We start from the raw sequence: 24,389 nt of genomic DNA on the forward strand, positions 1-24,389 counted from the left end.
GACTGGGACCACGGCGCCGGAAGGAAGACCGAGAGCAGGTGTACGCGCTTCAGAGATTGTTGTGGGATGTGCGGAAGAATCCCACCCTCGCCGAAAGGTTCAGGGCTGATCCGAATGGCGTTCTCGACGAATACCACATCGACGGAGAGGAACGCGTTGCCATGGCTTCCCTGGATCTGAAAGCCCTGTACGACGGTGGCGTCAATCCATATCTGCTCTACTTCTGCGCGCTGCAGATTGGCGTCGATCGGGCCGAATATTACGGCCGCATACGTGGAGAGATCGGCTGAGGAAGCATCAGATGGGAAAAATTGTCGGTGCATTCACCGCCTCGCATGCCCCGGGCCTCACGGGTTTTCCCGACCGGGCACAACCAAGCGAGCGCGCGGCCGTCCAGGATGCCTTCGCCGAAGTGCGACGGCGGGTGGAACAGCTCGATCCCGATGCGGTGATCGCTGTGTCCGTCGAACATTTCACCAATTTCTTCCTCAGTAACCTGCCGGCGTTCGCGATCGCCACTGCTGAGTCCTACCTCGGCCCGGTGACCCCGGAGATGGCCGCGTTCTTGCGGGTCGAACAACGGCAATACCGCGGTTGCCCGGCTCTGGGCGAGCACCTCTATCGATTCGCGCTGGAGTCGGACTTCGACCCCGCGATGGTCGGCGGAGAGCTCGAATTCGACGAAAACTTCTGCGTGCCACTGGAGTACATCGACCCACAGTCACGGCTGCCGTTGGTGCCGGTGATCGTCAACGGTGTCAACCCGCCGTGCCCCACGATGGGACGTTGCTATGACTTCGGAACCATGATCAGGGCCGCGGTGGAGGCGCAGAGCATCGCCGAGCGGGTCGTCGTCCTGGGGACGGGCGGGCTGTCGCACTGGGTCGGCATGGCCGAATCCGGCCGGGTGAATGAGCGGTTCGACCGTGATTTTCTCGACCGGATGGAAAGCGGCGATCGTCATCGCCTGATCGATTACAGCCAGGCCCAGATCGAAGCGGCGGGCAACGGGGCGCACGAGGTGCGCACCTGGCTCGTCGCCGCCGGCGCCGCGGGGGCGGCGTTCGAAACACTTACTTATCAACCAGTTTCGGCATGGCTGACCGGGACGGCGATCGCCGCCGCCCGACTGTAGCAATGAAAGAAGGAGCGCAGAAAGAATGAACAAGCTGCCAAAAGTGACCGGACGCGAGATGCGCGGAGTCATGGCGTATCCGCCGACACCGGCGCTTCCCGGTGCCGAACGTGTCGATGCCACCGACACCGTCGACCTGGCCGAGACCGAGCGGATGATCCGCATTCTGATCGAAGACGGTGTGGACGCCATCGCGCTCAACGGCACCCTCGGCGAATGCGCCACACTGACTTTGGACGAATGGAAGAGTTTCGCCGGCTGCGTTGCCGAGACCGTCAACGCGGTCAACCCGGACTTTCCGGTGTTCATCGGGACGACAACGCTGAACACCCGTGACACGGTGGCCCGGATGAAGTACCTGGCCGATCTTGGCATCACCGGCACTCTCCTGGGGCGGCCGATGTGGGGGAGCATGGTCGCTCCGGTCATGGAACGCTTTTATTGCGATGTGGCCGAGGCGGTTCCAGAACTGGCGATCGTCGTCTACGACAACACCGCTGCCTTCGGCGGTGTGATCCCACGGGTTGTGTACCGCACGCTGGTGGAACTGCCCCAGGTTGTCGCGGTGAAGTACGCCGGTGGGGCATCGACGGGTTTTCGCTACCACAACGACATGGCCCACACCGGTACGTGCTTTCCTTTGATGCCGATCGAAACCGATTGGCTACCCGCATGGGAGATGTACGGCGAGGATCTGGTGGGCATGGCGTGGTCGTCGACGACCGCGTGCGGTCCGGCGCCGGTCTTGGCCCTGCGCGACGCCCTGCGGGAGGGCAGGATCGACGATGCTCGGTGGCTGAACGAGCGGCTGCGCTGGGCGCACGAGCCGTTTCTGGTCGGCCAGGACTTCATGGAGTTCTCGAAGTACAACGTTCCCTTGGAGAAGATACGCGTGAACGAAGCGGGCTATATCCATGTCGGCAAGTGCCGGCCACCCTACACCGAGGACTTGGTGCCGGAGGTGCACGTCCGGGACACCAAGGAACACATCGGACGCTACCAGCAGGTGATCAAGGAGGTTGGCGACAGGTTCGGTGTCACGCACACCGTCGAGAAGTAGGCCGGGCACCTTTAGTGGATCACGTGGCGCCGTCGGAGCGCGGCCACGCGCTCCGACGGCGTGGCCAATGCTGCTGTGGCGGAGGCGGAAAGGAAGAGGTCAGTTCAGTGACCGGTGGATTGTCCGGGGCGTCGATGCTGGTGTGTGGCGGGGGCTCCGGCATCGGCCGCGGCGTCGTCGACGCGTATGTCGCAGAGGGTGCCCGGATCACGATCATCGAGCGCTCCACAGAGGCGGCCGCGCGGGTACGTCGTGATCATGGCAGCGCCGTACGGCTCATGGTCGGCGACGCTACCGATGCGGCAACGCTGACCGAGGCGGTCGACACCGCGGTGAGCGGCTTCGGCGGGCTGGACAATGTGACCTGCTGCGTCGGCGTGTTCGACTTTTACGCATCGCTGCGAGATATGAGCTTGTCCGAATTGGCAGTCGCTGCCGAAGAGTCCTGGCGGGCAAACGTTCTCAGCGCCTTGCTGGCGGTAAGTATCGCCTACCCGCATCTGCGGCGCCGGCGTGGCTCGGTCACGCTGACGCTGTCCGAGTCGGCCTTTCATCCCGTCGGCGGTGGTGTCCTGTACGGAAGCGCGAAATGGGCCCTGCGCGGGCTGGTCTCGCATCTGGCTCGGGACCTCGCCCCGGAGGTCCGCGTCAATGGTGTAGCGCCAGGCGGCACGACCGGTACAAACTTCGGGGGATTGCGGGCGCTCGGACAGACGGAGACCGCCGGCACCGTCGACGGCCGCGACGAACGCATACGGGCGAACACCCTTCTGGGGGTCCTGCCCACCCCGTCCGACCACGCCTGCGCCTACGTGTACTTGGCGGATACGTGCAAGTCCCGCGTGCTCACCGGGGTGATCATCAATACCGATGGCGGTAAGGCATGACCGCGGGGGTGACCGGTCTCGTACCGCCGAGCAACGCTGCGGAAGTGATCGACTCGGTCCCCACAAATCTGTGGATCGGCAACCGACAGGCGGAACCCTGCAGCGCTCGTCGGTTTGACGTCGTCGATCCCGCTACCGGCGCACTGCTGGCCCGAGTAGCCGATGCAGGCCCGACCGACGCGATGCGCGCGTTAGACGTCGCCAGTAGGGTTCAGCCGATGTGGGCGGCGACCCCGGCCCGGCAGCGCAGCGAAATCATCTGGCGAGTCTTCGAATCGGTGATCAGTCGCGCGGAACAGTTCGCCGCCGTGATGACGCTCGAAATGGGCAAGCCCCTCGCGGAGAGCCGCAAGGAGGTCGTCTACGGCGCGGAGTTCTTACGCTGGTTCGCCGAGGAAGCGGTCAGGATCGGAGGGCGCACGGCAGCCGCGGTCGCCGGACCGGGCCAGATCGTCGTGACCAAGGAACCGGTGGGACCGGTGCTGGCGATCACGCCGTGGAACTTTCCACTGGCGATGGGCACTCGCAAGATCGCACCGGCGCTGGCGGCTGGCTGCACCATCATCGTCAAGCCCGCCCCGGAAACCCCTTTGACGATGCAGTTACTCGGTCAGGTCTTCGCCGACGCGGGACTTCCCGAGGGGGTGTTGTCGATCTTGCCCACGTCGTCGGCCGCAGCGTTGTCCGAACCCCTGATCCGGGATCCGCGATTGCGGAAGCTGACGTTTACCGGTTCCACACCGGTGGGCAAGCACTTGGTCAAGTTGTCGGCCAACCGCCTGCTGCGGACGTCGATGGAGCTTGGCGGCAACGCTCCGCTTCTGGTCTTCGAGGACGCGGATCTCGACACCGCAGTGCAGGAAGCCGTCGCCGCGAAGTTCCGCAATGGAGGGCAGGCCTGTACCGCCGCGAATCGCTTCTACGTCGCGCAGCAAGTGGTCGAGGAGTTCGTCGATCGACTGGTGAGCTGCGTGTCGTCGCTGCGGCTCGGGCCGGGAACCGCACCCTCGACGGACATCGGCCCGTTGATCAGTGCGCGGCAGGTCACTGCGGTCGCCGCGCTCGTCGATGACGCCACGGCTCGTGGCGCGCGCATCAGGGCTGGCGGCAAGGCGCCGGCCTGCACGGGGTACTACTACGAGCCAACGGTGTTGGACACGGTATCGAGTAACGCCCGTCTGCTACGCGAGGAGATTTTCGGCCCGGTTGCCCCAGTGGTCTCCTTTGTAGACGAGGATGAGGCGATCGCGGCGGCGAACGATACGGAATACGGGCTCGCGGCTTACGTTTTCAGCCGCGATGTGCGGCGGATCGCACGGGTCAGTCGCGCGCTGAAGGTGGGGATGATCGGGGTGAACCGCGGGGTCATCTCCGATGCCGCCGCACCGTTCGGCGGAGTCAAAGAATCCGGATACGGGCGGGAAGGGGGTCTAGAGGGCATCGATGAGTATTTGGACGTCAAGTACATCGCTCAGTGACCGTCGCGCCGGCACCGAGAAGTGACTTGCCATCCACGGGCGCTCGGGCTCGGGGCAAACCTACGGGCACGTCACGTGGATCCCGAAGGTCACGTCCCGCAAACCGCTTTGGCCGGGCACGGTCGCCTGGCCCGTTCCGGTAACCGTATAGCCCTTGCCGACCTTGGTTGCTTGGACCTGGGTGGGTGATTTGGTTCCCTGGTAAGGCAATTGGTATCGGCCGTCGTCCAGCTTGAGCGAAATGGCGAAGCCGTCGACGCTGGGCGGCTGCTCATCGGAGATGGCCAGCGACACCGATGCGGCATCGTCGTGCACGCTGATCCGGGTGGTGAGGTCACCGGATTCCGGGGGCGACGCGCTCGGCTGCGCCGCCGATCGCGTGCAGTCCACCGCGGCGATGATCGTGTGCCTGTTTCCATCGATCATTACCGTTGTGCTTGCCAACGGCGGACCCGAACTCGTTGCGGTGGCTCGGTGATCCTCCTTGCCGGAACAGGCCGGCAGGCCGGCCGCCAACGCCGCCAGGCCGAGCGCAGCGGCCGCGCGAACGACCGACCGCTGGCTGCGCCGATTGTCGGCATTGGTCATGGCACTCCCTTGGACTAGGACGTCACGAGGACTATAGGACGGCTTCGGTTCCCCCGCCTGACTAGAACCGGGCTACTGGAGAAACTCCACTGTGGCGTTTTGATTCGATATGTGTTTATATAGATGAATGTCAAATCAATCGGGCTGTTGCCCCGCGTTGGGGACGGCGGCGTTGGCCGAGCCGCAGGCCGCGGAGCTGGCCGCGATGTTCAAAGCGCTGAGCGATCCCGTGCGGCTGCGATTGTTGAGCCTGGTCGCCAGCCACCCCGGTGGCCAGGCCTGCGTCTGCGAGATCTCCCAGACATTCGACGTATCGCAGCCGACGATCTCCCATCACCTCAAGACGCTACGGTCGGCGGGGCTTGTGGACTGCGAACGGCGCGGCACCTGGGTGTACTACTGGGTGGTTCCCGCTGCATTGCAACAGCTTTCGTCGGTGTTGAGCGTCGACGTACGGTCGGCCGCGGAATGCGGGATATGAGCTCGACCGGCACGGCGATGGGCGCCCGGCTGTCGACATTGGATCGGTTCCTGCCGGGATGGATCGCGATCGCCATGGTCGCGGGGCTGTTGCTCGGCCGGCTCGTCCCCGGCCTGGGCCGGGCCGTCGGCGCCGTTGCAGTCGACGGTATCTCGTTGCCCATCGCAATAGGCCTGCTGGTGATGATGTACCCGGTGCTGGCCAAGGTGCGCTACGACAAGCTCGAAGGCGTCACCGCTGACCGCAGGCTCATGATGGCCTCGGCGGCGCTGAACTGGCTGATCGGACCCGCCGTGATGTTCGCTCTGGCCTGGCTGATGCTGCCGGATCTGCCGGAATACCGTACCGGGCTGATCATCGTGGGTTTGGCGCGCTGCATCGCCATGGTCATCATCTGGAACGACCTCGCGAGCGGCGATCGCGAGGCCGCCGCGGTTCTGGTCGCGCTGAACTCGATCTTCCAGGTCGTCATGTTCGCCGCCCTGGGCTGGTTCTATCTGTCGGTGCTGCCGGGCTGGCTGGGGCTGAGCACAACTGATATCGACGTATCCGCTTGGCAGATAGCGAAATCCGTACTTATCTTCCTGGGTGTGCCACTGCTGGCCGGATACCTGTCGCGACGTCTCGGTGAACGCGCAAAAGGCAGCAACTGGTATGAGAGTCGCTTCCTGCCCCGGATCGCTCCGTGGGCACTGTATGGGTTGTTGTTCACCATCGTCATCCTCTTCGCGCTGCAAGGACGACAAATCACGTCCCGGCCGGGGGATGTAGCGCGGATCGCGTTGCCGCTGCTGGCGTACTTCGCGATCATGTGGGCCGGGGGATATGCGCTTGGAGTCTTGCTGCGATTGGGATACGCCCGCACCACCACGCTGGCATTCACCGCCGCCGGCAACAACTTTGAACTCGCGATCGCGGTGGCGATCGCCACCTACGGCGCTGCGTCGGGCCAGGCTCTGGCCGGTGTGGTCGGACCGCTCATCGAAGTCCCTGTCTTGGTCGCCCTCGTCTATGTCTCGCTGGCCCTGCGACCGAGATTCGTTGCTGAGATTCCCGAATGGCCGGCGAAAGGAAGGTAATCATGTCACGTGTTCAACTGGCCCTCAACGTCGACAATCTCGACGAGGCAATCACGTTCTACACCAAACTTTTCGGAGTCGACCCGGCCAAGGTCAAACCCGGTTATGCCAATTTCGCCGTCGCCGAGCCACCGCTGAAATTGGTGTTGCTGGAGAACCCCTGCCACGGCGGCACGCTGAACCACCTCGGCGTCGAGGTTGGTTCCAGCGAGAGCGTGTATAGCGAATCCCAACGGCTCGCCAGCTGCGGGCTGCTGACCGACGAAGAGACCGACACAACGTGTTGCTTCGCCACGCAGGACAAGGTGTGGGTCAGTGGCCCGAGCGGTGAACGGTGGGAAATCTACACGGTGAAGGCCGACTCCGAGACCTTCGGGCCCGCCGACCAAACGGAGCGCACCTGCTGCGCCTCATAGGCAGCGGTCGCGGCCTACGGCCAGGCTTCCCAGCTGACCATGCTGCGCAGCGGGCCGGCGAATATTGGACGCACCGCCGTTGAACGCCAACGCTCTTCGATGACGGGCGCCAGCGCACCGACGATGGTCAGCGGATCCTCGTCGAGGTAGACCACGGTGATGTACTGGTGATCGGTCCGCCAGCCGCGGGGCAGGTGGCCCCACCCGGCGCTGGAACCGAAGGTCCAGGCGCCGGCCGTGCCCGGCGTCGCGAGCAGGGCCGGGTAGTGCTCGGCATGCAGCCACTGCAGCCAGTCGTCCGGCCGGCCCTCGGCGGGTTCCTCGACGATCAGCACGACGCCGCGATGCGGCCGAAACGGCACCACCTCGGGGGACACCAACGCGTGCGGCGACGAATGCCACTGCAGCAGGCGCAGGCCGGCCACCTGCAGTGACGGTCGCACCACCGGAAAGCGACCGTTCTCGCGCAAGGTGCGGCCGAGCGTGACGAAGTCGTCGAAGGTCTGCTCGACGGGATCGCCGACCAGGTAGTGCACCGCGTTGCCGATCTCACCGAGCGGTCCGTCTGCGGCCAGGCGGTGGTTGGGGTAATCGCCATCGGCGATCCACCGCAACCCATGCACGATGCCGGGCAGCTGATATTGCTCGGGCATGTGGTCCAGCAGGTGCCAACGCAGATAACTGCCGTCGTCCTCGGGTGCTGCGGCGGTGAGGCTGAATATTCCTGCCCTGACCCGCGTCACGCCGAGCCACCGGTCGTGGGATGGAGTTCGGCGAGGGCCTGCAGGCTCTCCAGGTAGTGCTGCAACGAGGTGTGGCGGAAGGCTGCGTTGACGATGGTCGCGCCAGCCGCAATGGTCTCGTCCAACAGGTCGCGGGTCTTCTCCGGCTTGCCGATCGGGTCGAGCAATGCGGGAGCGGATAAGACGACATCGAATCCGGGATGAAAGTCGAAGCGGCCCAGCCAATCTCGGACCTGCTGCAGGCTCACGTTGAAGGGGGCCCAGCCGTCGGCCAGCGTTGCGGCGCGGCGCAGGGATCGCAGCGTGCGCCCGCCGATCCAGATGGGTACGTGCTCCTGGACCGCGCAGGGATCGACGACCATCCCGCCGAACGAATAGAACTCGCCATCGTAGGCCGGTTCGTCGACCGACAGCGAGGCGCGCAGGGCCCGCAACGCGTCGTCCGCGCGGGGGCCACGGTCGTCGAAGGGCGCGCCGATGAGCTCAAATTCTTCTTCGAGGCTCCCGACGCCGACCCCAAGAATCAGCCTGCCGCCGCTGATCTGGTCCAGGGTGCCGTAGCGCTTGGCGATTTCGAGCGGATGGTGATAGCCGAGCACCAGCACGTTGGTGGCCAACCGGATTCGTTGGGTGCGGGCGGCCAGGTAGCCGAAGGTGGCAAGCGGATCCCAATAGCGGGTACCGCGGCGGGCCCGCTCGGCCGCGGGCAGCGCGATGTGTTCGCTGCAGGTCAGGTGGTGGTAGCCGAGCCGGTCTGCGGCCTCGGCGATGCGCGCCAGATCCTCGATGGTCGCCGTCTTTTCCCACTCACCGCTGCTGCCTGGAAACATCGTCACCACCGGGGTCGCCACCGACAGTTTGGCGGGTCCGCTCATCCCTGCATGTACCCTCCGGCGTCGACGGGAATCGATTGGCCTGTGATGGTGCGGCTTTCGTCGCTGGCGAGGAACAACGCGAGGTTGGCGACGTCCTCGGGCAAGGAGATATCCTGCAACGCAACGCCTTTGAGCTGCCTGGCACGGATGGTTTCGGCGTCCACGCCCTGCTCGTCCGCGGTGCGTTGCACCCATTTGCGCCACAGTTCGGTGTCGATGGCCCCCGGCACGATGCAATTGCACCGGATGCCGTGCGGGCCGACCTCGAGCGCGACGGCCTTGGTGAACGCGCGCAGTGACGCCTTGGCGGTGACGTAGTGCGTTTTGCGGACCATCCCCGCGTAGCTGGCTGTGGAGGAGAAGTTCAGGATGACGCCGCGGCGGCGCTGCAGCATCGACCGGTTGAGAACCTCGCGGGTGCACAACATCGCGGCGGTGACGTCGATGGCGATGGTGGCGTTCCAGTTGTCCAGCGTCTGCTCCCAGATCCAATGGTCCTGTCCGGGTGCGGCGGCGTTGTTGCACAAGATGTCGACGTGGCCGAACTCGTCGACCGCGTGCCCCACCATGGCGGCGACGTCGTTTTCATCGGTCACATCGGCGCGCATCGCGATGGCGCCGGGACCGGCCGCCTGCGCAGCAGCCTGGACCAGCTCTGTACGCCGCGCGGCCAGCAACACCTTGGCGCCTTCTCGGACGAACAGCGACCCCAGCACCGGTCCCAGGCCGCTGCTGGCGCCGGTGATGATCGCGACCTTGCCGTCGAGCCGGCCGGTCATGACGCAGTCAGTTTGCGGGCAGGCATAGTTCGAGCCACACGTGGATTAGTTCGGCGACCGCCGGCCGCCCAGGGTCGCGCATCATGTCACGGCTCATCATCCTGTTGCATGAAACAAATGTCATCTTCGGCTCCCGAGCCCAGATTCCTGTGCGCGCCGTGCTCCCGGCTTCGCGGCGACGCCGCTGAGACTAACCGCTGGCCAGACGTAGAGGGCCGGAATCGGCAAAGCGGCGTGAGCCCTTCCGCGTCATCCGCGTCGTGGCGTTTACTGTGTCGGTGGGTGGTGGCGCGGATCGCGGCGAACGGCGCACGCTGGTGTTGTCCGCCTTTCCGGGTGAAGCCGACGCGGTGCTGTCGCACACCACGCTCGATCCCGATCCGGTGGTCGTCGCTGACCGTCGGCGTTTTTACCTTGGATCGATAAGCGGCAAGAAGGTGATCGTGGCGATGACCGGCATCGGCCTGACGAACGCCACCGACACCACCGAGACCGCCTTCGTCCGCTTCGCTGGTGGGTCCGCCATTACGATTGGTGCAGTGGTGTTTTCGGGCGTCGCCGGAGGGGGCGGCCGCACCAGCATCGCGGATGTGGCGGTACCGGCGCGGTGGACATCAGACGGCGGCAAGACATTTCATTCGGTTGACCCCGGAATGCTGGCCACGGCAGCCGGACTGTCCGTCGCTTTGGACAACGCTGCCGGGCTCATCAAACTGCGGCACCGGCCGCAGGTTTTCGCCGGCGGCGACGGGTGCAGCTGGGACAACAACAAAGGGGTGGCGTTCCCGTGCATCCCGCACGGCGGCAGCGTTTTCGGCTGCCAGCCCCGCAGCACGCCCGGTCATTCATTGCTGTATTCCGGCAACTTCTTTCGGGCGACGGGCCCCTGGCTGAGACGCGCCCTGATCAGCAACCTGAATATCGTATCGGCGGCAGACCCGGCCTTCGACGCGACGGACATGGAGACCGCGGCCGCGCAGGCCGTGGTCGACACGCATGGTGTCCCGTTCCTTGGCATCCGGGCCATTACCGACGGGCCCGGCGATCCGCTGCAGCTGCCGGGTTTTCCGTTCCAGTTCTTCTGCTACATGCGGATCGCGGCGAAGAACGCCGCCCGGGTAACCGCGGCTTTCCTGCAGAGTTGGACCGGCTGCTGACCGCTACCCGGCGCCGCGTTCCACCGGATGGTCGGGATTTGAGCTCCACTCCGACCACGATCCCGGATACAGCGCGGCCTCCCGGCCCACCGCGGCGAGCGCGGCGATGGTGACCGTGGCGGTGACGCCCGAGCCGCAGTAGGCGGCCACCGCGTCGTGACGCTCGATTCCGCGATCGGACAACAGTTGTGCCAGTGAGTCGTCGTCGAAGAAGGTGCCGCCGGCCGTCAGCACCGAGCCGCTGGGGAGATTTTTCGCGCCGGGAATGTGGCCGGCGACGGGGTCGAGCGGTTCGATGTCGCCGCGGTAGCGTTCCGGTGCGCGCGCATCAAGCAGCGTCACAGTGTCTTCGGCGACTTGTTCGGCCGTCAGCGTGCGCCGCCCTCCGGCATACAGATCATCGTGCGGCACAGTCACATTCCCGGGCGTTGGGTTGACCGGCCCGGTCTCGAGGCTGTGTCCGGCCGATCGCCACGCGGCCAGGCCGCCGTCCAGAATGCGCACGTTGTCCAGCCCGGCCGCGGTCAACACCCACCACGCTCGTGCCGAACCCGCGCGATTCCAGTCGTCGTACACCACGACCAGGGCGTCCTGCCGGATTCCCCAGCTACGCGCGGCGGCCTCCACACTGCGTCCCGACGGCAGCGGATGACGGCCCCTGCCGGAGATCGTCTGGTCGCTGAGGTCGTCGTCGAGCGAGACGTACACGGCGCCCGGAATGTGCCCCTCGAGGTAGGCCGGCCGCCCGTCCGGAGCATCGACTCTCCACCGCACGTCCAGGATGGTCACCGGATCGCCGGCCCGGACGATGTCCGCCAGCCCGGCGGCGGTGATCAATACCTGACTGCGTGCTCCCACCTGATCCTCCTCATCGGTTTGCAGCGAGCCTAGCCGCCTGGTTGAAAGCGTCCCCTTCCAGCAAAGTGTGACGTAGTGTGCTGGTGAGCAGCAGAGCAAACAGGAGCCGCAGTGGGCGAAAAATATCGCGTGGCGCATGTGGGCACCGGTTATACCGGGTCGAACGCGCTGCGAAAGATCCTGCGGTCGCCCCATTTCGACCTCGTCGCTCACCTAGTGCACAGCCGGGACAAGGTCGGCCGGGATTCGGGCGACCTGGTCGGGCAGAGCGCCGTCGGCGTCGAGGCGGTCGGCAGTGTAGAGGACTTTCTCGCGGTCGACGCCGACAGCGTGACCTATTTCGCCACGGTCTCTGGTCGTGACAGCAACGAAGTCGTAGACCACCTGTGCGCGTTCCTGGCAAGCCGGAAGAATGTCGTGACGCCCTCGTTCTTCGCGCTGTTTCATCCGCCGTCACTAGAGGACTCAGCGCGTGAGCGGCTCGAAGATGCGTGCCGCCGAGGCAATAGCTCATTGTTCGCTACCGGCATTGCGCCGGGCTTTACCAGTGACATCCTCGCCATACACGCGGCGAGCATGACCGATCGACCGACGAAAGTGATTATCCAAGAACGCATTCCCTGCGGCGCGTACCGTGTACCGGGGTTCTTCGCGGGGCTGGGGTTTGGCCGTACACCAGAACAGGACGCCGAGGTCTACCCTGCGGGGGCGATGATCAGCCATATCGGGCCGCCATTGCGGCTCGTAGCGCAGGGGCTCGGATGGACTGTGGACGATGTCCATGAGTATCGCGATGTCGCCCTAGCTGAACGTTGTTATAGCTTTGCGGCCGGTGAGATTCTGCCTGGCACGATAGCCAGCGTGCGGATGCGGTTCGATGCAATCGTGAACGGGCAACCGCGCGTGCAATTCTCGTCGATCTGGTCGATGCCCGACGAGCCGGTAGAAGACTGGCAGCCCGCGATCGCGGCGGGTAGCGCCGTTCGCCGGCTGACTCGGATCACGATCGACGGTGAGCCCCCCGTGCAGGTCGATTTCGCCCTCAACGGCGGAGATCTGCCCGGCTCGACGGCCACCGCTGCCCGCGTGCTGAACGCGATCCCTGCGGTCTGCGCGGCGAAACCCGGGATTCTCAGCGCGCTCGACATCGTCGTCGGGGCGGACGTGTCCTCTCGCGTGGACGGCACGTCGTGACCCGGGCTTGCATCTTGATCCTCATGGGCGCCGCATCCGCTGTCGCATTGGCGACCCCAGCCTTCGCGATGCCAAACACCCAGTGCGCCTTGACGACCCCCGTGCAGGAGGTGCGGCACCTCGCGCAAGTGCCGCCGGAGCTCACCAAACTCCTGCCGCCCATGGCCGACATAGGGGCTCCGTTCAATTCGACCGATTCGATCAGCGATCCAAACGCGCCGTTTCGCCGCCTGATTCGCGCCGGCAATCGCGGCAGCGACTGGTTCATCTGGTACGAACAAGGGGGCATCGGATCCTCTTGGCACGCGGTGATCGCCCACGTCGAACCGGGCGCCCGGCCGAAGGTCATCGCGAACGCCGGGACGATCTCCGACACGCTGTGCAAGCTCACCGACGGCGCCTTCGCCGGACGAGTTCCGCCCTACCCGCCGGGGACGTGGGCGGCCTCGGACTTCTGACCGTTAATCGGTCTGTTCGGCCTCGCCGCGCGGGTCGTTGAATGTCGGTGCGCCCAACGACGCCAGCATGCCGGTCGCGGCGCGGTGCCAGGTGAAGTCCTCGGCGCGGCGCCGGGCGGAAACGCGTCGCCGGCACTCAGGCCGACTGACGATGGCGCTGATCGCTTTTGCGATGGCGGCCGGGTCGTTGTCGGCCGACGCGCCACTGTCGGCGGTGATGATCTCGTTGAGCGCCGACGTGCGGGAGACCACGGCCGGGGTTCCGCACGCCAGCGATTCCAGCGCGGCCAGCCCGAATGTCTCATGCGGCCCTGGCGCGAGCGTCACATCGGCCGACGCGAGCAGCTGTGCCACGGTGTTGCGGTCGGAGATGAAACCGGTGAAGTCGATCGGTAGTCGCGCGGCCTGTCGCTCTAGCCTGGGCCGCAATGGGCCCGCGCCCACGACCACCAACTTCGCGTCGACACCGGCGTGGCGCAGCGCGCCCAGCGCGTCGATGCTGCGGTCGACACGCTTTTCCACCGACAGCCGCCCGCAGTGGACCAGCAGCATCTGCGGTGGCGCGGCCCACTTTTCGCGCACCAGGTAGGAGTGGCGGCGAGGATGAAACGTCTGCAGGTCCACACCAAGCGGAACCGTGACGGTGTTCTCGGCACCGATCCGGTCGAATTCCTCGCGCGCGAAACCGGTGGTGCACACGACGGTGTCGTAGTTCGCGGCGGTGCGCGCGTTGGCCACGTCGGCGAACTTTTGTGCGACCCGACGCGGGAGTAGCTGTCCGACAAGGCGATCCAAGCGCTCGTGGGAGATCATCACCGTCGTGGCGCCGTAGTCGCGGCCCCAAAGCCCCAGCGATCGCAGGGTGAGCCGGTCCGACACCTCCAGCGCGTCGGGACGCAGCGCGGCCAGTAGCGCCTTGACCGGGCCCGGCATCACCGCTCGGTAGCCACCGGTGTAGGGAATCAGGCGGGCCGGCAAGGTGATTCGCACGACGCCGGTATACAGCTCGGCTCGTTCGGTGCGTTGGCCGGGGACGATCAAGAAGACTTCGTGCCCGCTGGCGCAGTATTCCGCGCCCAGCCGGTCGATTGCCGTGCGAAGGCCGCCGGAGCGGGGGCCATAGAAATTGGCGACCTGTACGACACGCATAACGTGAGGACACGCGGTTCTCGTGTGCACTCATCAATGCTGAACCGACGCGTGCCTGAACTCTGTATGAACTTCGCTAGCCGGGCGACGTTGACCGCCCGTTGGCGGCCCGAACCACGCTGTAGCGGGGCACGCAGGCCCGCTTCCTGTGCCGCGCCGAATTCGTCGGCTGAGTGTGCGTCCAAGGCTTTGAGTGTGAAGCCACGGCGGCGACACGCCGGGCGGCCCCGCCCAGGTTTCACACTCGGCCCCGCCGACGGCCCCGCCGAGGGGCGACGGCGAAGGCGCCCGACGCGGCGAACGCACCCCGCGGCTAGCGAGTGCCCCAATCCCACCGGGGCGTCGTCAACAAGCTCTGACCGCTGATAAGCGTTTCGCCCCAGTCCTTGTAAAGCTCGATCTCGACGGCTTGGCCCTCGGCGATGGCCTCGATGTCTGCGACCGGCGTCGTGTCGAGAAAATCGAGCAGCGAGCGGGAATGGGTGACCACCACGACTTGCGTCTTCGCGGCGGTGGTGCGGATCAGCGAGGCCAGCGGGGCAACCAGGTCAGGGTGCAGCGAGGTTTCCGGCTCGTTGAGCACCATCAGCGAGGGCGGTTGCGGGCTCAGCAGGGCGGCGGCCCAAAGCAGGAAACGCAGTGTGCCATCGGATAATTCGGCCGCTCGTAACGCGCGCAGCATGCCGCGCTGGCGCAGTTGGAGATCGAACAGCCCGTCGTGGATGGCGACCGAGAGGGTGGCGCCGTCGAATGCCGCGGCGACGGCGCGGTTGAGGTCCTCGAACCCCGACTCGAGGATCGTCTGGATCGCGGCGGCCAGATCGCTGCCGTCGTCGGAGAGCACGGGGGTGCGGGTGCCCACCTGCGGGCGCCGCGCGGGCGCTCCCGCGTCGACTCGGAAGCCGTCGTAGAACCGCCAGCCGCGCAACCGTTCTCGCACCGCCGCGAGCTCGGGGAGCGCATGCGGGTGGGCGTATTCGGCGAGCACGCTGTGATACGACGGCAGGGATCGGGACAGCTCGTCGAAACCGCTGCCGGACTCCGCGCTGGCCTCGGCGAACACTCGGGACCGGCGCACCAGCGTCGTACTGGGCCGCAGCACGGGGCCGGCGAACAACACTTCCCGCTTGATCTCCGGATCGCGGGCGAACACCGATTTGCCGGCCGACTGCGGGATACCCAAATCCACCAGGTAGCCGAAATCATCGGCGGCGAAGCCCAATTCGAGTGACACGGGCCGGGTACGCACGGTGCCCTCGGTCTTCCCGGAGCGTCGAGCGCCGGCCGGCTGCTCGGGACCGGCCCACAGCACCGATTGCAGCCCGCCCTCCCGGGCGAGCGACCCGATGACCTCGCCGCGGCCGCAGTCCGCCAGCAGGCGCAGGGCGCGATACAGCGAGGATTTGCCGGCGCCGTTGGCGCCGGTGATCACCGATAGACGACCCAGGGGCAGTATGACCTCGCGCAGCGAGCGATACCCGCGAATCGCGACGGTGTGCAGCATGGGGCCGACTGTACGATCGGCCACCGACGGGCCCTACTCGTCCTCGTCGTCGTCGTCGGCAGCGGCGGCGAGCAGCTGCACTTCCTCCAGATCCATCTCGTTCTGCAACTCGCGCAGCACGATGTCGTCGATGAGGTTCTGGTTGCGCAGCGCGGTGATTTCCCGGCGCTTGTGTTCGAGCACGCCCAGGCGCACCCGCCGGAGCTTCTCCCGGCCCTTGACGATGCGGGTGTTTGGCGAACCGTCCTCGGTGGCCAACACCAGCGCCGCCTTTTCCTCGTACTCCTTTTGCAGCCGCCGCCTCAAGTCATCGCCGATGCCGACCTCGTCGGCCACCGTGGGCAGCGCGGCGAGGGCGGCCCGGGCTCCCCGACAACGAGCCAGATGCAATTCCTCGGCGTGGGTGACATCTTGGGGCATCTTCGCCCACCGAACCACCGCGGGCAGCGTGCTGCCCTGGACCAGGACGGTCACCAGGATGACGACGGTCACGATGAAGATCAGCATGCTGCGGTCCGGGAAGGGTGCGCCGCTCAGGGTTGTCATCGGCACGGCCAGCGCCGCCGCCAGCGACACGGCGCCACGGAATCCCGCCCAGGCGGTGACGAAACGCTGACGCCAATTGACCCGGCGTTCGCGCTGCGCCTGGCGGCGGTCGATGAGCCGGATCAGCAGCGTGGTGATTTCGCCCCAGAATATGCGAGACACGATCACCACGCCCGTGATCACCAGCGCCACGAACAGGGCGTGCCGGACTCCGCCGTCGACGCCCACGATGCCGCGCAGCGCTCCCGGGATCTGGACACCGACGAACACCCACAACGAGCCGTTGAGCAGGAAGGTCGCGATGTCCCAGAAGGCAAAGGACTGCAGCCGGGAACGGGCCCGGATCACCAATGGGCTGGCGTAGGCGAGGACGAGCGCCGACACCATCACCGCGACCACGCCGCTGCAGTCCATCGATTGCGCCAGCAGGAAGGCGGCGAACGGCGTCAGCAGGCTCAACGCCCCTTCCTCCTGGGGCGCATCGATTCGCTTGCGCAGCAACGTCACCGCGCCACCGACCAGCAGCCCGGCGGCGATCCCGCCCAGATAGGAGCCGATGAACCGGGCGGTCACCTCGGGCGGGGTGATCGACGACCCACCGATCGCGACGTTGACGCTGACGGCGAACAGCACCAGGGCGGTGCCGTCGTTGATGAGACTCTCGGCCTTGAGCACGGTCAGCGACCGGCGTGGCAGCTTCTTCGCGAGACCAGCCACCGCGGCCGCGTCGGTGGGCGACAGCACCGCGCCCAAAACGCCGGCGGCGTGCGGATTCATGCCCAGCGCTCGCGCCGTCCAGGACACCGCGACCGCGGTGGCGATCACCAGGACGATGCTGAGGAACACGATGATGCGTGCGTTGGCCCGGATCTCGCGGAAGCTGGTGTTTAGGCCCTCCCAGTAAAGAATCGCCGGCAGAAACAGCAGCAGCAATATCTCGCCGTTCACCTTGATGTGCGCAAAGTGGGGGATCAGCCCCAGCAGGACGCCTAGCAAGATCAGCAACACCGGGGGCCCGACGCGATAGCGCCGGCCGATGACCGTCCCGACGATGACGGTGGAGACCAGGGCAACGATCAGTTCGAGGCCAAACACCAGCCCATCCTGCCGGACGCGCTGAAGGGCGGCGTCGTCGCCTATCTTCGGTCTGGATCAGACCTATTAGGCTCCGGGGCGGAAATCAAAGGGGGATTTGGTGAAGCTCAGGCTACTGGTAACAGTCGCCATGCTGACGTTGTCGACGGTGGTGGGCTGCCACTTCGCGTCCCGAAACCCGCCATCGACCAGAACGCTCCAGGTTCCCATGAAGGATGTGCTGACGCAGAGCGAGATCGCCCAGAACACCACCCTCTCCGTCGGCAACACCCTGGTGGTGGAGTTGGGCTCGAACTACACCACCCCGTACCGGTGGACGCCCGATACCAAGATCGGCGACGCATCGATCGTCAAGCAAGTCAGCCACCAGTTCGTCCAGCCGACCTCTGACGCGCTGGGGGCGCCCGGCAAAGAAGAGTGGACGTTCGCCGCGCTGAGACCGGGAACCACCACCGTCAGCACGTCGTACACCAGCTTCGTGGACAAGGACGCCAAACCGGCGTGCACCTACACGCTGACCGTGACGGTCCAATAAGCCTGCGGACCGGCCGCACGCGGGGCTACGGTTCGGACGTGTTCGCGTTCCTCCGCAATCTGTCCCAGATCGGCCAGTTGCCCGCGGCGCTGCGTGAGGCACTCGAAGCCGAGGGCACCATCTTCAGCGCCGGCCGGGTGGGGGTGGTCCGGCACTTCAATGGCCATGTGCCCGGGGTGTATTCGGCCGGTGGCGTCTCGCGGTATACGGGCGGGTTCGCGTTCAGCGCCGCCCGAGTCGTCGCCACCTTTCCCGCGCGCGGCGACGCCAACCTACGGTCCATCGACTGCGCGTGGGACACCGACTCTGGGCCGGGCCGGGCCACCATCACCGACAAGGGCCTCGGCATCGACATCGACCTTCGTGGAGTCGACCCGGCCTTCAGCGGCTCGATGAGGCTCAACTACAAGAAGCGAATTCCCGACGAGGTGCTGACAGCCCTACCCAGGACGACGCTGCGCTTTCCGGTGGAACCGGTGTTCGTGTACCGCGCCGCCGGGGTGCGTCCGAAGCCCTAGCGGTTACGACACCTCGGGAGCCGCGACGACGTCGGCCCGCAGGTGCGCGGCGTAGATCTCGGCGAGGAATTGCTCGATGGCCACCGCGGTGTGGACGGCGCGGATTGAGCCGAAGATGTCGAAAGCGTGTTGGGTGAGCGGTAATTCGGCGTACACCACCGGCTGCGCGCTGACTTGCCGAAGTTTCTCGACGAACGTGCGGGCTTGCTCGACGTAGGCCAGCGAGTCGTTGGTTCCGTGCAGGACGAAAAACGGGGGAGCGTCGGCGTGCACGTGGTTGACCGGCGACGCGGACTCGAACGTCTGCAGGTGTGTCGACGGCTTCTGCTTGATGATCGACTTGATCAGCAGCCCCGGCATCATCGGATGCAGCGTCTTGTCGAACCGGGTGAAGTCGTAGATGCCGTAGAGCGGCACCGCAGCCTGCACGCGTGTGTCGGCGTCTTCGAATCCCGGCTGAAACTGCGGGTCATTCTGCGTCAGCGCGGCCAGCGCCGACAGGTGGCCGCCGGCCGAACCCCCGGTGATGACGACGAAGTCGGGATCGCCGCCGTATTCGGCGATGTGCTCCTTGACCCAGGCGAGGGCGCGCTTGACGTCGACGATGTGGTCGGGCCAGGTGTTGCGTGGGCTGTGCCGGTAGTTGACCGCCACGCAGATCCAACCCAGCTCGGCGAGATGGCTCATCAGCGGATGGGCTTGTCCGCGTTTGTTTCCCGTCGTCCATGCGCCGCCGGGGACCTGGAAGAGCACCGGCGCCTTGCCCGCCGGGTCGAGGTCGGGACGCCGCCAGATGTCCAGGTGGTTGGCGCTGCCGTATTCGCCGTAGCTGATGTCGGAGTCGTGGGCGTAGTCGCGGTAGATCCGCAGCATGCGCAGCACCCCGGGGGTCTTGGCGGTGCCGCCGCCGGACGGCCGTCTCCACAGGCTTGCCGACTCGGTGAACCGGTCGGTCCCCAGCCCGCTGTCCAGCGCCTCGGTCAGGGGCACATTGGCCCGATGCCCTGCGCGGCTGAAGTTCAGCAGGCCCACCGCCGAGAGGCAGGCGACAATCCAGGCGGTTATTCGCACGGGCCGAGTCAGGCGACGACCGGTCAACGCCAGTCCGCCGAGCTGGCTCACCAGCGTTTGCAGCGGGAATTCGGTGACGACCAGCCCGAACATCCACGAAAACAGCGAGGCGTATCCGCTGCGCGCCAACGGCCGGTAGGCGTTGAGGGTGGACGCCGCGGTCACGGTGGTGACCCCCAACGACCCAAGTTGCCGGATGACGTGGACTATTCGGGCTATCCGCATTTCCCCACCTTACGAAACTGGTAGCGGACTCTCTGAAGTGATAGCGCCCGCGCTAGCTGATTCGGGACGGCCCGCATGGCTCCCGACGAGGCGCCGACGCCCCGGGTGTGGCGGCACAACGCTCCGCGGCCGTCACCGCTCCGCTGGGGATAAGTGACTCGCGAATCCGCTAGCACCCGTGCTATCAACCCCGGCGTGAACCACTACACCTACCGCGTCGCATGGTCGCCGTACCACGGCGAATACGTGGGCTCGTGTCTCGAATTGCCGTTCATGCGCCGCGAAGCGCCGACCGCGCAAGAGGCGATCGAGGCCGTCGAGACGGCCGTCGACCGCCACATCGAAATCATGCTGAACACCGGCGAAACGCCGCCGACGCCCATGGCGGACCGCAGCTACAGCGGCACGATCGTGATCAGGACGTCCCCGGAGTTGCATAGCCGCCTGGCCGTCGAAGCCGCCGAACAACAGGTCTCGATGAACCAGTGGGTGGTTCAGAAACTCTCCGGGCGCAGACCGAGCGACACCTTCGGGCTCTCCGGCTGGGACTAGCGCGGAGGCTATGACGCCTCGGCTCTGCTCTCCAGTGCCTTGACCGGGGCCGGGTCGTTTTCGGTCAGCCCGACCTTCGCGGCGCCGCCGGGCGAGCCGAGCTCGGTGAAGAAATCGGCGTTGATCTGCAGGTATTGGCTGTGCTCGTCCGGCAGATCGTCTTCGTAAAAGATGGACTCGACCGGGCAAACCGGCTCGCAGGCACCGCAGTCGACACACTCGTCGGGATGGATGTAGAGCATCCGGGCGCCCTCGTAGATGCAGTCGACGGGGCATTCCTCGATGCATGCTTTGTCTTTGATGTCGACACAGGGTTCGGCGATCACGTAGGCCACGAGTGATGTCCTTCCTTTGGCCAGCGGGGTTGCCGGCTGCGAGCCGTCAAAACACAGTCTGGCTGGCTAATTTAGCGCGACAGCGCGCGCGGGGGCTACCGGCCTCTTGGTTTGAAGCGATCGGTAATCCGCAAAACGGCGGGCCCAGGCTGGGGGGTCTGAACCTCTTGGGCCGCGCGAGTCATGTCGCCCATCGTTCCGGGCGGGACGGGAGGCTTGGCGTTGTGGTGTCACAAGCTATAGTTGTGTCACACCATTTGATTGTGAGCTACCGCCATGCCGCTGAGCCCTCGGTTGCCCGACCTCGCCGCGTTCGAGGCGTTTTTGGCGATAGCCGAGACCGGCAGCCTCGGCCGCGCCGCGCGCGAACTCGGGCTGACCCAGCAGGCCATATCCCGGCGGCTTGCCACCATGGAGGCCCAGATCGGCGTCACCCTGGCCGTTCGGACCACGCGCGGTTCGCAACTGACGCCCGCGGGCCTGATCGTCGCGGACTGGGCGACCCGCCTGCTCGAGGTCGCCGGCGAGATCGATGCGGGCCTGGGTTCGCTGCGAAAGGAAGGCCGCGGACGGATCAGGGTGGCGGCCAGCCAGACGATCTCCGAACAACTCATGCCGCACTGGCTGCTGTCCCTGCAGGCCGAGGCGGCGCGGCGCGGCGATACCGCGCCTCAGGTGATTCTGACCGCCACCAACAGCGACCACGCGATCGCCGCGGTCCGCGACGGCAGCGCCGACCTTGGATTCGTCGAAAACCCGGGCACGCCAAAGGGTTTAGGTAGTTGTGTGGTGGGAGGGGACGAGTTGGTGATCGTCGTTGCGCCCGAACACAAGTGGGCGCGACGCGGGCGGGTGGTGACCGCGCGCGAACTCGCGCAGACACCGCTGGTGGCCCGCGAAATGCATTCGGGCATCCGCGATTCGCTGACAGTGGCGTTGCGCAGGGTGCTCGGCGAGGACATGGAACAGGCCGCGCCCGTGCTGGAATTGACCTCGGCGGCGGCGATGCGCGCCGCGGTGCTCGCCGGCGCGGGACCGGCGACCATGAGCCGGCTGGCCGTCGCCGACGATTTGGCGGTCGGCCGCCTGCACGCCGTGCACATCCCGAAGTTGGATCTGCGCCGCAAGTTTCGGGCCATTTGGATCGGCGGGCGCACCCCGCCGGCCGGAGCGATCCGCGACCTGCTCAGCCACATCACCAGCCGCACGGCGGCGTCGAAAGCTCAGGCCGCGGCGTCCTCGGCCAGCGCCTCGTCGTAGCGGTCGAGCACAGTCTCGGCCACCAGCCGGTGCGCCCCCAGCGGCGCCGCCATGAGAATGCCGTTGTCGCGGGCAAAGTTTGACACCCCGTCGGTGATGAGGCCCGGCGCCAAGAACCATGGTGCGATGACCAGCCGGCGCGCGCCCCGACGGCGGAGCTGGTCTGCGGCGCGGGCCACCGACGCCTCGGGCCGGGTGGCGAACGCCGTTGTGGCCCCGGCCCATTGGGTACTGGCAGCCAGCCTGGCCGCCACCTTGGAGGTGCGTGCATTGGCAGCGAGGTTCGACGAACCGATCGCGACGACCATGAGCCCGAGATCGTCGTCCAGCGGGGAAACCCCGATCTCGACGAGTCGCTCGCGCAGCACTGCGACCAGCCGCTCGTCCTCGCCGAGCACGTCGGCCTGCCGGATGCCATGGGCGCCGGCCTCGGCGATCTGCTTGGGGATGTCCAAACGCGCGTGATAGGCGCTGGCCAGGAGTAATGGGGCGACCACCGCGCGGCGACTGTCCGGCAACCCGGCCAGCACGTCGGCGAAGCTCGGCGTGTTCAGCTCGAGGAACGCCAGCCGCACGTCGAGGCCGGGCCGCATCATCGCCAGGCGGTCGGCCACGGCCTCGGCATTGGCGCCCGACCGGGGGTCGCGGCTGCCGTGTGCGGTGAGTACCAGTGTGTTCACTACGGCCTCAGCGCAATTCGTCCTCGTCGGCACGCAGCGCCCAGGACGCGAACGTCTCCCCGTCCTGGCGCCCGTCGAGGTATTTGCGTGTCACCCGGTCGATGTAGTCGCCCAGTTCGGCGCTGGTGACCTTATGCTGGCGCAGTTTTCGGCCGAAGCCGCTCTGCTCGCCCAGGCCGCCGCCGAGGTGCACCTGGAAACCCTCGACCGAGTTGCCCTCGCCGTCGTCGATCCACTGGCCCTTGAACCCGATGTCGGCGACCTGAATTCGTGCACACGAGTTCGGGCACCCGTTGAGATGCACGCTGATCGGCAGGTTGAGCCTGGAATCGACGTCGGCCAGGCGCTGTTCCAGCTCGGGCACCAAAGTCTGTGCCCGCACCCGGGTTTCGGCGAACGACAGCTTGCAGTACTCGATTCCCGTGCACGCCATGGTGTTCTTGCGCCACGACGACGGCCGCGACGGCAGTCCGAGCGCCTCCAGCCCCGCGACCAGCTCGTCGACCTTGTCGTCGGCGACGTCGAGGATCACCAGCTTCTGGAACGGGGTCCACCGCGCCCGGTCGGAGCCGGCCTTCTCCATGAGGTCGGCCACGGCCGACAGGGTGCTGCCCGATACCCGCCCGACGATCGGCGCGACGCCGACCGCGTTGAGCCCGTTCTTGATCCGCTGCACCCCGACGTGGTCGATGGTGTGCTTGACCGGCGCGGGCGCCGGTCCATCGATCAGCCGGCGGTTCATGTACTCCTGTTCGAGAACATCACGAAATTTCTCCACGCCCCAGTCCTTGACCAGGAACTTCAGCCGGGCCTTGGCCCGCAGCCGCCGGTAGCCGTAGTCGCGGAACAGCCGGGTCACGCCCTCCCAGACGTCGGCGACCTCGTCCAGCGGCACCCACACGCCCAGCCGCTGGGCCAGCATCGGGTTGGTCGACAGGCCGCCGCCCACCCACAGGTCCAGGCCGGGGCCGTGTTCGGGGTGGTTGACGCCGACGAACGCGATGTCGTGCGTCTCGTGCGAGACGTCCTGCAGGCCGGAGACCGCGGTCTTGTACTTGCGGGGCAGGTTGGCGTACTCGGGGTTGTTCAGCGAGCGCCGGACGATCTCGTCGATCGCGGGCGACGGGTCGAGGATTTCGTCGAGCGAGTCGCCGGCCAACGGCGAGCCGTGGATGCCGCGGGGGCAGTCGCCGCAGGCCTCGGTGGTCTGCAGGCCCACGGAGTCGAGCCGACGCCAGATCTCGGGCACGTCCTCGATCCGGACCCAGTGCAGCTGCAGGTTTTCCCGGTCGCTGATGTCGGCGGTGTCGCGGGCGAACTCGGTCGAGATCTGCCCCAGCGTGCGCATCGTGTGCGCGGTCATCGCCTTGCCGTCGGAGCGGACCCGCATCATGAAGTACTTGGCTTCGATCTTCTCGGTGTTGTCGTCGCCGGTCCAGCTGCCGTCGTAGCCCTGCTCACGCTGGGTGTAGAGGCCCATCCAGCGGAACCGGCCGCGCAGGTCGTCCTTGGCGATGCTGTCGAAGCCCTGCTTGGAATAGATGTTGATGATGCGCTCGCGCACGTTGAGCGGCGCGTCGTCGTTTTTGAACTGCTCGGTGTGGTTGAGCGGTTCGCGATCGCCCAGCGCCCACTGACCGTCGTTGCGGGTCTTGACGGGACGTGCGGTGGTCATGTGGCGTTCTCGTTCCTTATGGCGCGTCTGGCCTCGGATCGGGCCGTCTGCGGTCG

Annotated in this window: 26 protein-coding genes and 1 pseudogene; 15 read left to right on the forward strand and 12 right to left on the reverse strand. The window is 66.4% G+C overall.

All coding sequences use genetic code 11. The annotated features are described in order from the left end of the window. Window positions 1–38 precede the first annotated feature (38 nt). The 5 genes from AC5Y4F_RS06730 (at window position 39) to AC5Y4F_RS06750 (ending at window position 4,560) form a co-directional block, all read left to right on the forward strand. Complete coding sequence (locus tag AC5Y4F_RS06730) at window positions 39–290, forward strand: hypothetical protein (protein ID WP_197520632.1); 252 nt, start codon at window positions 39–41, stop codon at window positions 288–290. 11 nt (window positions 291–301) lie between these two features. Next, on the forward strand, window positions 302–1,135 hold the full coding sequence (locus tag AC5Y4F_RS06735; protein WP_067937424.1) for a DODA-type extradiol aromatic ring-opening family dioxygenase: 834 nt from the start codon (window positions 302–304) through the stop codon (window positions 1,133–1,135). Window positions 1,136–1,160: 25 nt separating this feature from the next. Beyond that, window positions 1,161–2,195 carry a dihydrodipicolinate synthase family protein gene (locus AC5Y4F_RS06740; RefSeq protein ID WP_499995624.1) on the forward strand — a complete coding sequence of 345 codons (1,035 nt, stop codon included), beginning with the start codon at window positions 1,161–1,163 and terminating at the stop codon, window positions 2,193–2,195. Window positions 2,196–2,302: 107 nt separating this feature from the next. After that, window positions 2,303–3,082 carry an SDR family NAD(P)-dependent oxidoreductase gene (locus tag AC5Y4F_RS06745; RefSeq protein ID WP_499995626.1) on the forward strand — a complete coding sequence of 260 codons (780 nt, stop codon included), beginning with the start codon at window positions 2,303–2,305 and terminating at the stop codon, window positions 3,080–3,082. After that, window positions 3,079–4,560: an NAD-dependent succinate-semialdehyde dehydrogenase gene (locus tag AC5Y4F_RS06750; RefSeq protein ID WP_067937417.1), complete on the forward strand. Its 1,482-nt coding sequence runs from the start codon at window positions 3,079–3,081 to the stop codon at window positions 4,558–4,560. Before AC5Y4F_RS06745 ends, AC5Y4F_RS06750 begins: the two co-directional genes overlap by 4 nt. Window positions 4,561–4,620: 60 nt before the next feature. On the opposite strand, the gene AC5Y4F_RS06755 is transcribed toward AC5Y4F_RS06750, so the two are convergent. Beyond that, window positions 4,621–5,148, reverse strand: coding sequence for a lipoprotein LpqH (locus AC5Y4F_RS06755; RefSeq protein WP_499995628.1), 528 nt, complete (start codon window positions 5,146–5,148; stop codon window positions 4,621–4,623). Between the two features lie 127 nt (window positions 5,149–5,275). Between AC5Y4F_RS06755 and AC5Y4F_RS06760 the strand changes: the two genes are divergently transcribed. From AC5Y4F_RS06760 to AC5Y4F_RS06770, 3 genes and pseudogenes are all read left to right on the forward strand, one after another. Further along, window positions 5,276–5,629 (forward strand): ArsR/SmtB family transcription factor, encoded by a 354-nt coding sequence (locus AC5Y4F_RS06760; RefSeq protein WP_499995629.1) that lies wholly within the window; start codon window positions 5,276–5,278, stop codon window positions 5,627–5,629. Continuing rightward, window positions 5,617–6,666: pseudogene (gene arsB / locus AC5Y4F_RS06765) on the forward strand (ACR3 family arsenite efflux transporter); the annotation flags it as partial. The gene AC5Y4F_RS06760 and the pseudogene arsB, both read left to right, overlap by 13 nt. Before the next feature lie 44 nt (window positions 6,667–6,710). Next, window positions 6,711–7,124, forward strand: coding sequence for an ArsI/CadI family heavy metal resistance metalloenzyme (locus AC5Y4F_RS06770; protein WP_499995630.1), 414 nt, complete (start codon window positions 6,711–6,713; stop codon window positions 7,122–7,124). Window positions 7,125–7,138: 14 nt separating this feature from the next. Here AC5Y4F_RS06770 and AC5Y4F_RS06775 read toward each other — a convergent pair whose 3' ends face one another. Genes AC5Y4F_RS06775 through AC5Y4F_RS06785 form a run of 3 tightly spaced genes read right to left on the reverse strand, consistent with a single transcriptional unit; the run spans window position 7,139 to window position 9,521 of the window. Then, a complete protein-coding gene (locus AC5Y4F_RS06775; protein WP_499995632.1) occupies window positions 7,139–7,867 on the reverse strand; it encodes a hypothetical protein in 729 nt (242 codons plus the stop codon). Next, window positions 7,864–8,742 (reverse strand): LLM class F420-dependent oxidoreductase, encoded by an 879-nt coding sequence (locus AC5Y4F_RS06780; protein WP_499995635.1) that lies wholly within the window; start codon window positions 8,740–8,742, stop codon window positions 7,864–7,866. The genes AC5Y4F_RS06775 and AC5Y4F_RS06780 overlap by 4 nt, the downstream gene beginning before the upstream one ends. Continuing rightward, window positions 8,739–9,521, reverse strand: coding sequence for an SDR family NAD(P)-dependent oxidoreductase (locus AC5Y4F_RS06785; protein WP_499995637.1), 783 nt, complete (start codon window positions 9,519–9,521; stop codon window positions 8,739–8,741). The genes AC5Y4F_RS06780 and AC5Y4F_RS06785 overlap by 4 nt, the downstream gene beginning before the upstream one ends. Before the next feature lie 260 nt (window positions 9,522–9,781). On the opposite strand from AC5Y4F_RS06785, the gene AC5Y4F_RS06790 reads away from it, so the two are divergent. Further along, the gene (locus tag AC5Y4F_RS06790; protein ID WP_499995638.1) at window positions 9,782–10,678 is read left to right on the forward strand and encodes a 5'-methylthioadenosine/S-adenosylhomocysteine nucleosidase family protein; all 897 of its coding nucleotides are present in this window, start codon (window positions 9,782–9,784) and stop codon (window positions 10,676–10,678) included. Window positions 10,679–10,681: 3 nt separating this feature from the next. Here AC5Y4F_RS06790 and AC5Y4F_RS06795 read toward each other — a convergent pair whose 3' ends face one another. Beyond that, window positions 10,682–11,536, reverse strand: a complete 855-nt coding sequence (locus AC5Y4F_RS06795; RefSeq protein WP_499995640.1) for a sulfurtransferase — start codon at window positions 11,534–11,536, stop codon at window positions 10,682–10,684. 111 nt (window positions 11,537–11,647) lie between these two features. On the opposite strand from AC5Y4F_RS06795, the gene AC5Y4F_RS06800 reads away from it, so the two are divergent. Then, window positions 11,648–12,730: an NAD(P)H-dependent amine dehydrogenase family protein gene (locus AC5Y4F_RS06800; RefSeq protein ID WP_499995641.1), complete on the forward strand. Its 1,083-nt coding sequence runs from the start codon at window positions 11,648–11,650 to the stop codon at window positions 12,728–12,730. An 89-nt stretch (window positions 12,731–12,819) separates the two neighbouring features. Then, entirely contained in the window at window positions 12,820–13,188 is a 369-nt protein-coding gene (locus AC5Y4F_RS06805; protein WP_231986418.1) for a hypothetical protein, read from the forward strand. A gap of 3 nt (window positions 13,189–13,191) precedes the next feature. Here the strand turns inward: AC5Y4F_RS06805 and AC5Y4F_RS06810 are convergent, their stop codons facing one another. The 3 genes from AC5Y4F_RS06810 to AC5Y4F_RS06820 form a co-directional block, all read right to left on the reverse strand. Next, entirely contained in the window at window positions 13,192–14,337 is a 1,146-nt protein-coding gene (locus tag AC5Y4F_RS06810) for a glycosyltransferase (RefSeq protein WP_499995644.1), read from the reverse strand. Between the two features lie 313 nt (window positions 14,338–14,650). Next, window positions 14,651–15,841: an AAA family ATPase gene (locus AC5Y4F_RS06815; protein WP_067937395.1), complete on the reverse strand. Its 1,191-nt coding sequence runs from the start codon at window positions 15,839–15,841 to the stop codon at window positions 14,651–14,653. Between the two features lie 33 nt (window positions 15,842–15,874). Then, window positions 15,875–17,482, reverse strand: coding sequence for a Na+/H+ antiporter (locus AC5Y4F_RS06820; RefSeq protein ID WP_067937394.1), 1,608 nt, complete (start codon window positions 17,480–17,482; stop codon window positions 15,875–15,877). A gap of 100 nt (window positions 17,483–17,582) precedes the next feature. Between AC5Y4F_RS06820 and AC5Y4F_RS06825 the strand changes: the two genes are divergently transcribed. Both AC5Y4F_RS06825 and AC5Y4F_RS06830 read left to right on the forward strand, forming a co-directional pair. Continuing rightward, window positions 17,583–18,017: a protease inhibitor I42 family protein gene (locus AC5Y4F_RS06825; protein ID WP_067937392.1), complete on the forward strand. Its 435-nt coding sequence runs from the start codon at window positions 17,583–17,585 to the stop codon at window positions 18,015–18,017. A 38-nt stretch (window positions 18,018–18,055) separates the two neighbouring features. Continuing rightward, window positions 18,056–18,535 (forward strand): hypothetical protein, encoded by a 480-nt coding sequence (locus AC5Y4F_RS06830; RefSeq protein WP_067937390.1) that lies wholly within the window; start codon window positions 18,056–18,058, stop codon window positions 18,533–18,535. A gap of 3 nt (window positions 18,536–18,538) precedes the next feature. On the opposite strand, the gene AC5Y4F_RS06835 is transcribed toward AC5Y4F_RS06830, so the two are convergent. Next, the gene (locus tag AC5Y4F_RS06835; protein WP_067937388.1) at window positions 18,539–19,831 is read right to left on the reverse strand and encodes an alpha/beta hydrolase; all 1,293 of its coding nucleotides are present in this window, start codon (window positions 19,829–19,831) and stop codon (window positions 18,539–18,541) included. A 195-nt stretch (window positions 19,832–20,026) separates the two neighbouring features. Between AC5Y4F_RS06835 and AC5Y4F_RS06840 the strand changes: the two genes are divergently transcribed. After that, the gene (locus tag AC5Y4F_RS06840; RefSeq protein WP_067937386.1) at window positions 20,027–20,383 is read left to right on the forward strand and encodes a type II toxin-antitoxin system HicB family antitoxin; all 357 of its coding nucleotides are present in this window, start codon (window positions 20,027–20,029) and stop codon (window positions 20,381–20,383) included. 8 nt (window positions 20,384–20,391) lie between these two features. On the opposite strand, the gene fdxA is transcribed toward AC5Y4F_RS06840, so the two are convergent. Continuing rightward, window positions 20,392–20,718 carry a ferredoxin gene (gene fdxA / locus AC5Y4F_RS06845; RefSeq protein ID WP_007770504.1) on the reverse strand — a complete coding sequence of 109 codons (327 nt, stop codon included), beginning with the start codon at window positions 20,716–20,718 and terminating at the stop codon, window positions 20,392–20,394. Window positions 20,719–20,994: 276 nt separating this feature from the next. Here fdxA and AC5Y4F_RS06850 point away from each other — a divergent pair, with 276 nt between their 5' ends. Beyond that, the gene (locus tag AC5Y4F_RS06850; RefSeq protein WP_067937385.1) at window positions 20,995–21,978 is read left to right on the forward strand and encodes a LysR family transcriptional regulator; all 984 of its coding nucleotides are present in this window, start codon (window positions 20,995–20,997) and stop codon (window positions 21,976–21,978) included. Here the strand turns inward: AC5Y4F_RS06850 and AC5Y4F_RS06855 are convergent. Both AC5Y4F_RS06855 and AC5Y4F_RS06860 read right to left on the reverse strand, forming a co-directional pair. After that, window positions 21,942–22,658 (reverse strand): sirohydrochlorin chelatase, encoded by a 717-nt coding sequence (locus tag AC5Y4F_RS06855; RefSeq protein WP_067937383.1) that lies wholly within the window; start codon window positions 22,656–22,658, stop codon window positions 21,942–21,944. The genes AC5Y4F_RS06850 and AC5Y4F_RS06855 overlap by 37 nt on opposite strands. A 7-nt stretch (window positions 22,659–22,665) precedes the next feature. Beyond that, window positions 22,666–24,333 (reverse strand): nitrite/sulfite reductase, encoded by a 1,668-nt coding sequence (locus AC5Y4F_RS06860; protein ID WP_067937381.1) that lies wholly within the window; start codon window positions 24,331–24,333, stop codon window positions 22,666–22,668. Between the last annotated feature and the right edge of the window lie 56 nt (window positions 24,334–24,389).

It is taken from the genome of Mycobacterium sp. NGS56, from assembly GCF_059812425.1.

What these genes read in the sequence shown, in the direction of transcription:
- AC5Y4F_RS06735 (WP_067937424.1), top strand. Translation starts at nt 302, where the DNA reads ATGGGAAAAATTGTCGGTGCATTCACCGCCTCGCATGCCCCGGGCCTC.
- AC5Y4F_RS06740 (WP_499995624.1), top strand. Translation starts at nt 1,161, where the DNA reads ATGAACAAGCTGCCAAAAGTGACCGGACGCGAGATGCGCGGAGTCATG.
- AC5Y4F_RS06750 (WP_067937417.1), top strand. Translation starts at nt 3,079, where the DNA reads ATGACCGCGGGGGTGACCGGTCTCGTACCGCCGAGCAACGCTGCGGAA.
- AC5Y4F_RS06755 (WP_499995628.1), bottom strand. Translation starts at nt 5,148, where the DNA reads ATGACCAATGCCGACAATCGGCGCAGCCAGCGGTCGGTCGTTCGCGCG.
- AC5Y4F_RS06760 (WP_499995629.1), top strand. Translation starts at nt 5,276, where the DNA reads ATGTCAAATCAATCGGGCTGTTGCCCCGCGTTGGGGACGGCGGCGTTG.
- AC5Y4F_RS06770 (WP_499995630.1), top strand. Translation starts at nt 6,711, where the DNA reads ATGTCACGTGTTCAACTGGCCCTCAACGTCGACAATCTCGACGAGGCA.
- AC5Y4F_RS06780 (WP_499995635.1), bottom strand. Translation starts at nt 8,742, where the DNA reads ATGAGCGGACCCGCCAAACTGTCGGTGGCGACCCCGGTGGTGACGATG.
- AC5Y4F_RS06785 (WP_499995637.1), bottom strand. Translation starts at nt 9,521, where the DNA reads ATGACCGGCCGGCTCGACGGCAAGGTCGCGATCATCACCGGCGCCAGC.
- AC5Y4F_RS06810 (WP_499995644.1), bottom strand. Translation starts at nt 14,337, where the DNA reads ATGCGTGTCGTACAGGTCGCCAATTTCTATGGCCCCCGCTCCGGCGGC.
- AC5Y4F_RS06815 (WP_067937395.1), bottom strand. Translation starts at nt 15,841, where the DNA reads ATGCTGCACACCGTCGCGATTCGCGGGTATCGCTCGCTGCGCGAGGTC.
- AC5Y4F_RS06835 (WP_067937388.1), bottom strand. Translation starts at nt 19,831, where the DNA reads ATGCGGATAGCCCGAATAGTCCACGTCATCCGGCAACTTGGGTCGTTG.
- AC5Y4F_RS06850 (WP_067937385.1), top strand. Translation starts at nt 20,995, where the DNA reads ATGCCGCTGAGCCCTCGGTTGCCCGACCTCGCCGCGTTCGAGGCGTTT.
- AC5Y4F_RS06860 (WP_067937381.1), bottom strand. Translation starts at nt 24,333, where the DNA reads ATGACCACCGCACGTCCCGTCAAGACCCGCAACGACGGTCAGTGGGCG.